Annotated in this window: 9 protein-coding genes; 8 read left to right on the top strand and 1 reads right to left on the bottom strand. The window is 51.9% G+C overall.

Going from position 1 to position 8,696, the window contains the following annotated elements:
• Together K6V98_RS07080 and K6V98_RS07075 are read left to right on the top strand one after the other, a co-directional pair.
• A partial coding sequence (locus tag K6V98_RS07080; protein ID WP_222199807.1) for an HNH endonuclease occupies positions 1 to 283 on the top strand: 283 nt, incomplete at its 5' end.
• Positions 273 to 464 (top strand): hypothetical protein, encoded by a 192-nt coding sequence (locus K6V98_RS07075; protein WP_222199806.1) that lies wholly within the window; start codon positions 273 to 275, stop codon positions 462 to 464. The genes K6V98_RS07080 and K6V98_RS07075, both read left to right, overlap by 11 nt.
• Here the strand turns inward: K6V98_RS07075 and K6V98_RS07070 are convergent.
• Positions 440 to 1,078 (bottom strand): hypothetical protein, encoded by a 639-nt coding sequence (locus tag K6V98_RS07070; RefSeq protein WP_222198524.1) that lies wholly within the window; start codon positions 1,076 to 1,078, stop codon positions 440 to 442. The genes K6V98_RS07075 and K6V98_RS07070 overlap by 25 nt on opposite strands.
• 176 nt (positions 1,079 to 1,254) lie before the next feature.
• Between K6V98_RS07070 and K6V98_RS07065 the strand changes: the two genes are divergently transcribed.
• The 6 genes from K6V98_RS07065 to alaS all read left to right on the top strand — a co-directional run bounded on the left by K6V98_RS07065 (position 1,255) and on the right by alaS (position 8,689).
• Positions 1,255 to 2,586 (top strand): replication-associated recombination protein A, encoded by a 1,332-nt coding sequence (locus K6V98_RS07065; protein ID WP_222199805.1) that lies wholly within the window; start codon positions 1,255 to 1,257, stop codon positions 2,584 to 2,586.
• A 95-nt stretch (positions 2,587 to 2,681) separates the two neighbouring features.
• Positions 2,682 to 3,227 (top strand): hypothetical protein, encoded by a 546-nt coding sequence (locus K6V98_RS07060; protein ID WP_222199804.1) that lies wholly within the window; start codon positions 2,682 to 2,684, stop codon positions 3,225 to 3,227.
• The gene (locus K6V98_RS07055) at positions 3,220 to 3,597 is read left to right on the top strand and encodes an ATP-binding protein (protein ID WP_222199803.1); all 378 of its coding nucleotides are present in this window, start codon (positions 3,220 to 3,222) and stop codon (positions 3,595 to 3,597) included. Before K6V98_RS07060 ends, K6V98_RS07055 begins: the two co-directional genes overlap by 8 nt.
• On the top strand, positions 3,597 to 4,412 hold the full coding sequence (locus K6V98_RS07050) for a SigB/SigF/SigG family RNA polymerase sigma factor (RefSeq protein ID WP_222199802.1): 816 nt from the start codon (positions 3,597 to 3,599) through the stop codon (positions 4,410 to 4,412). The genes K6V98_RS07055 and K6V98_RS07050 overlap by 1 nt, the downstream gene beginning before the upstream one ends.
• 30 nt (positions 4,413 to 4,442) lie before the next feature.
• A complete protein-coding gene (locus K6V98_RS07045) occupies positions 4,443 to 5,792 on the top strand; it encodes an AI-2E family transporter (RefSeq protein ID WP_222199801.1) in 1,350 nt (449 codons plus the stop codon).
• A 233-nt stretch (positions 5,793 to 6,025) separates the two neighbouring features.
• Entirely contained in the window at positions 6,026 to 8,689 is a 2,664-nt protein-coding gene (gene alaS, locus K6V98_RS07040) for an alanine--tRNA ligase (protein WP_222199800.1), read from the top strand.
• Positions 8,690 to 8,696 lie beyond the last annotated feature (7 nt).

Genomic DNA, 8,696 nt, shown 5'->3' with positions numbered 1-8,696 from the left:
CGCAACTGAAAACCCCTGGCGTGCGTCGTATGCACGTGCGGCTTACCGCCGTGCTCGACAGATCGCACTTGCGCGAACAGAGGGGCGCTGCGCGGTAAGTGGGGAGGTTATTGCGGTATACAGAGACGGCGAGTGGCGTATGCTTCCTAGCAAAGGTGGCGTACACCATATCGTGCCGCTCTCCGCTGGAGGAGATGATTCCCCGGAGAACTTGGTAGCACTCTCGGTAGCTGCGCATAATAAGATCGAAGCGGAAGAGCGGAGGCGTCGCTATGAGCGCTAAGCAGTCTGCGGTCGCAGCTTTAGTGTGTGGGGCACTCTCGGTACTTTGCTGCGCTGTTGTGGTGGGTCTGATCTATGGAGCGGTCTTTGGCTTTGGGTGCATCGCACTTCTGTTCGCACTGATGAGTGTGATAGCTGCTCGAGCAACCTTGAAGGCTCAGTCTTCGTCGTCTTCTGGATAGGGGCGACCAGCTTCCTTCATGCGCTCGTAGTACTTCGTACCCTTAATGTGGTGAGCTACCGCTCGGTTAAAGCGTAACAAGGGAACGTTTAATTCTTTTCCGGATCCTATTTTTTGAAAATCTTCCTCGAAGTATGGTAAGGATTCTATTTCATCTAACACAGCTGGATCCTTAATGATCTCAGAGGACACAACGTTATAACTACCGAGCTCACCAGCTTCAAAGTAAATAACTTCAATACCCCAAAGCGTCATGAGCGGGCGATCTTGTGGGTTAATAATCGCTATCGCAACAGCGTTGTGCTCTTTTCCAATCTTGCTACCACGGGCATCGTATGCTTCATACGCTTCATCATCATAGATACCATTCCATACTACAAACCTTGGCTTCTCATAAACCGGAGGAGCTGGAGGGTTCGCTGCACGCTCCGCCTCACGCCTTGCTTCTTCCTCGGCAGCTTTGCGCTCAGTTTCTTGGCGCAGTCTTTCTTTCTCTCGATCCATTTGCTTAGCCTTAAACAAAGCCCAAATAAACGTGGATAGTAGAAAAATGGGCACCAACAGGATAAAGATGAGAAGGCCAAACAGATAGATAACGCTTGCACCAAATAGCATGACCTGATCTCCTTCAAAGATAGAGGAATAAGCTTATTGCTCAAAAAAGATCTCTAAAGGCATTCCTTAAACATCCCAATCATATCCCAAGTGCTCGTATATGCATGAATTGCATTGCATGGAAAGTGAATAGTACAAGGAAGGAGAGCGTAGAAGATACGGTAATATTGCTGTATATGGACGACTTATTTTCACAAACAGCGCGTGAGCGCGAGCGTGCGCTCGCTCCTCTTGCCGTGCGGATGCGTCCCACACGTCTAGAAGACTATGTGGGTCAGGAGCGCGCGGTTGGGGAGGGCTCATGGCTTCGCTTGGCGATTGAGCACGATCGCTTATCAAGCGTGATTCTATACGGGCCTGCAGGCACGGGTAAAACTACGCTGGCGCATATTATTGCTGCGCGGACGCGAAGTGAATTTGTTGAGGTCTCGGCTGTTTCTGGCTCGGTTAAAGATTTGCGCCGTGAGATCGATGATGCAGCTCGGCGTCTCATGCTCACAGAGCGGCGCACTATTCTTTTCATCGATGAGATTCACCGGTTCTCTCGATCTCAGCAAGATGCTCTTTTGCATGCTGTTGAGAATCGTACGGTTATTTTGGTGGGAGCAACAACTGAAAACCCCTATTTTGAGGTCAATTCCGCCCTGCTCTCTCGATCACGTGTGGTTGAGCTTGAGCATCTTGCAGATGATGCGATTACCACTGTTGTCAAACGAGCCCTGGCTTCACCCTCTGGTCTCAATGGTGCCTATACCATAACTGATGAGGCGCTCGCAGGGATCTGTGCCCGAGCGGCAGGGGATGCTCGCTCAGCACTTACCACGCTTGAGCTTGCAGCTGAGCTAGCTCAGCCCAGCAAAACACAAGCTGGAACGTATGAGATTGATCGTTCTGCGGTTGAGCTTGCCAATCCTCGTCGGGGCTTGCCCTACGATAAGTCTGGCGACATGCACTACGATATTGTCTCTGCATTCATAAAATCGATGCGGGGCAGTGATCCAGATGCAACGATCTATTGGCTTGCACGGATGATAGATGCAGGGGAGGATCCACGTTTTATTGCTCGCCGCATTCTGATTGCCGCAAGTGAGGATATTGGCAATGCGGATCCGCAAGCCTTAGTTGTAGCTGCCTCTGCGTTTAAAGCCGCTGAGGTTATCGGCTATCCTGAGTGTCGCATTAACCTTGCTCAAGCTGCCCTGTATAACGCCCTGGCTCCAAAAAGCAATACTGCAGAAGCGTCAATTGATGCGGCTTTGGCAGATATTAAAACGAGTGGCTTGCGTGAGGTTCCCCCGTATCTGCGCGATCGTCATCGTCCAGGATCTGAAGCGTATGGAACCTATCACTATCCTCATGATGATCCAGAAGGCTGGGTGGCTCAACGTTATTTACCAGAGGGGCTTGATCCCGGAGCCTTTTGGTCATCTTCAGGAAGAGGCTGGGAGCAGTGGAGAGCTGAGATGGCTTCACATCGGCCACAGTCACACGAGAACAACTCGCTCTAAGGCTGGGTCTCTGCTCATCCTGTTGGGTTCGAAAACATCGCTTCTGGTTGGGTAGGATGTAGAAAAGCTTTGCACGTGAGGCCTTTGGAGGCACTATGGATCCGTTATATATCGCCCTTGTTGTACTCGTTATTGCGACAATTTGGGTTGTAGTTGAGCTGGCGTTTGTTTTAAAAGGCTTGCGCACTACCCTTGGTCGGGTCACTGATCTGTTGCGGGCGGCAGAGCCAAGTGTGCAGGCGCTTGAGCCTCTTGTTGGAAAAACGTCTGATGCTATTGAGGCGGTAACGGCAGATCTGATTGAGGTGAATGCCGTCTTGCGCGATGTGTCAAAGGTAACCAACACCGCGTCTAAGGCCTCAACCTCGGTAAGCAATGCTGCTGAATCTGCTGCAGAAAAGGTGAAATCAATTTTTGGCGGGCGTGAAAAGAAGACGGACGCTGGAAGTGCTGGATCTGCACCAACGCTTCAAGCGCCAGAGGATCCAACGCCTGTTTTGCCGCAAGACACACACGAGAAGAAAGAAGAAAAACCCAACGCTGAGTCAGAGTATTTTACCTACGGTGATGAAGCGAGTACCAACAAAGATGAGTCTTTGAACACGGCATCTCATGCCAGTGAGGGAGGATCTGATGAGTGATCAGATGGAGTTTTCTCTTGCGCTTGCAGCAGACCCTGCTCTCGCGCGCTTGGTACGCATGACCGCCTCTAATGCTGGGGTGCTCGCTTCACTCTCGGTTGAGCGTGTTGAGGATATCCGCATGGCTGCAGAAGAGGCCTTTATCTATGCGTGTGCTGCAAGTCCAGGTGGCTCGCTGACGATATCCTTTTTATCCCAAGCAAGTCGTATGCGTATGACGTTTAGCCTCGATATTGATGAGCTGCCAACGGCAGATGAGGGCGATCCTCAGCTTGCCTATGTGGATCTGATCTTAGGTGCGGTCTGCGACGTTTATGAGAAACAGGCATCTCCGGCAACCCTCATGCTTGAGCTTAAGGCCGATGCGTAATGGCTCAGTCTTCAAAGTCGCGTACGCGAGGCTCGCGGGCAGCCAAGCCTTCATGGGATAAGGAGCGGACACGAGAGCTTTTTCGTCGCTTCAAAGAGCACGATGATCTTGAGGCTCGTGAGCAGCTTGTCTTATCTCATCTCAACCTCGTACGCTTTCTTGCGAATAAGTTTAAAAATCGTGGTGAGCCCTTAGATGACCTGATGCAGGTTGGGTATTTGGGCTTGTTAAAGGCAATCGATCGCTTTGATATCTCGCGCGGGCTTGAGTTCACAACCTTTGCAACTCCAACGATTCTTGGAGAGATTAAGCGCCATTTTAGAGATAAGGGCTGGAGTGTGCGCGTGCCGAGGCGTTTGCAAGAGCTTTCCGCTAAGGTCAACCAAACCACCGATATTCTCACGGCTGAGTTGCAGCGCTCTCCAACCGTAGAAGAGATTGCCGATTATCTTGATTCCAGCGTCGATGAGGTACTTGAGGCAATGGAGTCTTCTTCTGCGTATAGCTCGGTACCTCTTGAAGGTGCCGGCTTTAGCGATTTTGATGATGCACCCTCGGTGATAGATCGGTATGCCACCGAGGATGAAGCCTTAAATCTCACTGATGATCGCTTGGTTATCGAAGAAGCGCTGGCAGACTTTTCCCCGCGTGAGCGCGAGGTTATTGAGTTGCGCTTTGTGAAGGGTATGACCCAGATTGAGATTGCCAAACTGCTTGGCATCTCACAGGTACAAGTTTCGCGCCTGTTGCGACGCACCCTTAAGAAGGTGCAGGAAAAGATTGATCCTGAAGGTTTGATGAGCAAGCGCGACTAGCTCATGTGCTGATTGGGCAAGGGAGGATATATGGATAGCGAGCCGCAGCAAACGAGCCAGTCTCATAGTGGGCGATGGGCATCGATCGGCCTCAAGCTCTGGACTGTTATTGGTTGCGGCATCATTGTTTTAGCAGCTACAAAATTGCTGGCAGCGCTTTCGGCAGCAGTTATGTTTTTGGCCGTAGGCTGCATCATTGCCTTCATTGCAACACCTATGACTGATTGGCTGTGTGCGCGCAATATTGTAAGGCCACTTGCTGTCATTCTTGCGGTGGCAGCGGTGGTGATTGTCATTATCTTGGCCATTGCATTGATGGCCCCTGTGTTAACGGCTCAGATTATTCAGATGCTCTCAGAAACGCCGAGACGCATTGCAGAGATTAGCAGCTGGTTTTCTCAGCTTGAAGCAGATCACCGCTTTATTCGCGAGCTTTCTTCTCGGATTGATACGGATGCTGCGCTCAGCTCAGTGCAGTCTATGGCAAATCAGTTTGCCAGTGGCCTGTTGTTTGCCGTGCGCGATGGTATTGTGCCCATGGTAAACAATGTTGCTTCGGCACTTTTCATTGTCTTTTTAGGCATGGTGCTTGCCTACTGGCTCACCCTCGATTTCCCCCGCATTCATGAGGAGATCTGTTGCATCTTAGGTGAGCGCCGCGCGGGAGACTACCGGCTTATGATGGCCGTCGTTGGCCAATCGGTAGGAGGATATCTTCGCTCAATGGTGATCGGAGCCTTGGTTCGAGGCGTTCTTGCTTTTCTGGGATTCATATTGGTATCTCACCCGTACGCAGGAACGATGGCAACGCTGACCGCGCTATTGAGTTTTATCCCAGTCATCGGTCCGATTTTGGCAGTCTTTATCTCTGCACTCACAGGGCTCTTTGCTGGACCTTCGGTAGGTTTTTGGACACTGATTGCAGCTCTTGTTGCTCAAAGCATTACCGATAATGTGATTGCCCCAAAGATTAATGAGAGCACGATGTCGGTTCACCCAGTTTTATCGCTGGTAGCCTTAATGATTGGCTCTGCCTTAGGATCAGCCATGGGTATGGTCATTGCCATTCCACTTGCGGCTGTCGCAAAGAGTCTCTTCATTTTCTATTTTGAGGAACAGACAGGCCGCCAGATCGTGTCTTATGGAGGAGCAATCTTTAAGGGCACGCCGTATTGTTCTGACAGCGGGAGTCCAGCACCTGTCTATGACGCGCTAGGTGGAGATGTCTCGAGCTTAGGCGTGATTGCTGAGCGGATTGAGCATGCAGGCTCGGTGAGTCCCGCGAAAAAACCCGAACAGAGCAGAGGCGGCCCTTCGGGAGTGAAGCGGCTGCTTGCAAAGATTCAGTCTCGGTTTGCATCTGAGCATACCGACGGGTAGCAAGCTGAGGCTCACGGCCTAAAGCTTAGAGCCATATGTCAGCGTTTGCGTTCTGCGCATGCATTCATTGGCACTGCCTGAACTGTGCATTACGTGCGGCTCTACCTATTCGATTAAAACCATGTTCTATCCTGTACACTATGTGCGTTGTTGCCGATTGTATGTATGAGCGTATGTGTAGTCATGCCCGATTGAGGCTTTGATTACCGACGCTTTTCAAGGAGATTGCCGAGATGTGCGAAGATCACCCAACTATGACTACCGCTGAGATTCGTTCCGCCTTCCTCACGTTTTTTGAAGAGCGTGGCTGCAAGGCCTATCCGAGCTCATCACTGATCCCCGATGACCCTTCGCTTTTGCTTGCCAATGCTGGCATGAATCAGTTTAAGGAGTACTACCAAGGTAAGCGCACCATGCACGAGATTGGTGCTTGCTCATGCCAAAAGTGCGTACGTACGAATGACATTGATGTCATTGGCTCAGATGGCCGCCACCTCTCATTTTTTGAGATGCTGGGCAACTTTTCCTTTGGCGGTGTGAGTAAGGCTCAGGCTTGTGCGTGGGCCTATGAGCTCATTTGCGATGTATTTAAGCTCGACCCCAGCCGTCTTTATTTCACGGTTTTCACTGATGACGATGAGGCCTATGAGATTTGGTGCAACCTCGGTGTTACTGAAGATCATATTTCGCGCTTAGGCGAAGATGATAACTTCTGGGCTGCAGGCCCTACCGGTCCGTGTGGCCCTTGCTCTGAGATCTATTACGACCAGGGCGAAGCAATTGGCTGCGGCGAGCCAACATGTGCTCCCGGTTGTGATTGTGATCGCTATCTTGAGTTCTGGAATTTGGTGTTTACCCAGTTTGATCGCCAAGAAGATGGCTCCATGCCCGAGCTGCCGCATCGCAATCTCGATACCGGGATGGGTCTTGAGCGCATGGCTGCCATTATGCAGCGCCAAGGTTCGAACTATGAGGGAGACCTCATGCGCGATCTGATTGACTTAGGCTCGAGCATTTCTGGCAAGTCGTATGATCCCGAGAGCTATGAGGGTCCGAGCCGCTCGCTTCGCATTATTGCCGATGCGGCGCGCGCGGTAGACTTTTTGATTGCCGACGGTGTGTTACCAGGCAATGAGGGGCGCGGTTATGTATTGCGTCGTCTTTTGCGGCGCGCCGTATTTCATGGCAGGCTGATCGGCATTGAAGGTGCTTTCTTGGGGCGCATGGTTGATGAAGTCAACCGCCTGATGGGGGATGCCTATCCTGAACTCGTAGAAAATGCTGCAGTTGTGGCGGGCATTGTTGCTGCTGAGGAGCAGCGCTTTAGTGCCACGCTTGAGAGCGGAAGAGCCTATTTGGCTGCCGCCTTACAAGAGCTTGCGCCTGGAGATACCTTAGACGGTGCTGAGGCCTTTAAGCTCCACGATACCTTTGGTTTTCCCATCGATCTTACGCAAGAGATTGCGCATGAGGCGGGATACGAGGTTGATATGCCTGCCTTTGATGCGGCTATGGCAGCTCAGCGCTCACGTGCTCGTGCAGCCGCTCAAGGAGATGCCTGGGGTAGCTTTAACGATGTTTGGACAACCCTGGCAGATGAGCTTGTTGCATCAGAGTTTTTAGGCTATGAAGAAAGTTCAAGCGAAGCCTGCTGTGTGACTGCCTTAGTAGCAGAAGGTGAGCGCGTACATGAGGCAACGGCCGGCCAAATCGTTGACATTGTTTTAGACCGCACACCGTTTTACGCTGAGCGTGGCGGCCAGGTGGGAGACACGGGCGAGCTGCTGAGGGACGACCTTGTTGTAGAGGTTTTGGATACGCAGGCAAAAGGGGATCTGATTGTGCACCATGCACAGGTGCAAGAAGGATCTATCCAGGTGGGCGATTGTCTGTGCGCAGCAATCAATGAGCGTCGTCGTGCCCTCATTCGCCGGAATCACACAGCGACGCATCTTTTGGATGCAGCGCTCAAAGCAGTCTTGGGCGAGCATGTGAGCCAGGCAGGATCGTTGGTTGATGCTGATCGCCTGCGCTTTGACTTCACGCATTTTGAGGCCGTGTCCCAAGAGCAGCTGCGCGCCATTCAAGACATGATTAACGAAGAGATTCTTGCCGCGAAGCCTGTTCTGACTCGTCTGATGGATATTGAGGCTGCAAAAGCATCTGGGGCTGTTGCGCTATTTGGTGAAAAGTATGGGGAAGAGGTACGTGTCGTTTCGGTTGGAGCCGAAGAGCATCCCTTTAGCCGTGAGCTATGTGGTGGCACGCATGTTGAAAATAGTTCCGAAATTGGTGTTTTCAAGATCGTATCCGAAAGCTCAGCTGGCTCCAATGTGCGCCGCATCGAAGCGATGACCAGCCTTGGTGCCCTTGCGTATCTTGAGGCAAAAGAAGAGCTGGTAGCCCAGGTAAGTACAGAGTTGAAGAGCTCTGAAGACCTGTTGGTTTCCCGCATTCATGATCTAAAAGATACGCTTCGTGCGACTGAGCAAAAGCTTCGTGCAGCGCTTGTGGGTGGCTCGTCTGATCGTATTCAGCATGCGCTTGATGCTGCTATCGATCTGGGTGCGTATAAACTCATAGTCGCGCGCCTCGATGGACTGGATGGCAAGGAGCTTCGCTCAGCTTGGGATGCCCTGCACTCTCGTGATCACTCAGCTTCGCTTGCCTGTGTGCTTGCATCGGCAAGTCCCGATAATAAGGCTGCCCTTCTTGCTGCGGCAACTGATGAGGCGGTCGCGGCTGGTTTTCATGCAGGAGAGCTGATTCGCGAGATCGCTGCGTGCGTAGATGGACGTGGTGGTGGCCGCCCAGCAATGGCTCAGGCCGGTGGCTCCGATGTTTCGGGAATTGACGCCGCGCTTGCCGCTGCCACCGATCGCTTGCGCGCTTCCTAAGGTTAGA

The organism is Collinsella ureilytica, assembly GCF_019795105.1.
Classification (GTDB): Bacteria; Actinomycetota; Coriobacteriia; order Coriobacteriales; family Coriobacteriaceae; genus Collinsella; species Collinsella ureilytica.
The sequence above is the reverse complement of the archived record's forward strand: the minus strand, read 5'-3'. Positions and strand labels throughout refer to the sequence as shown.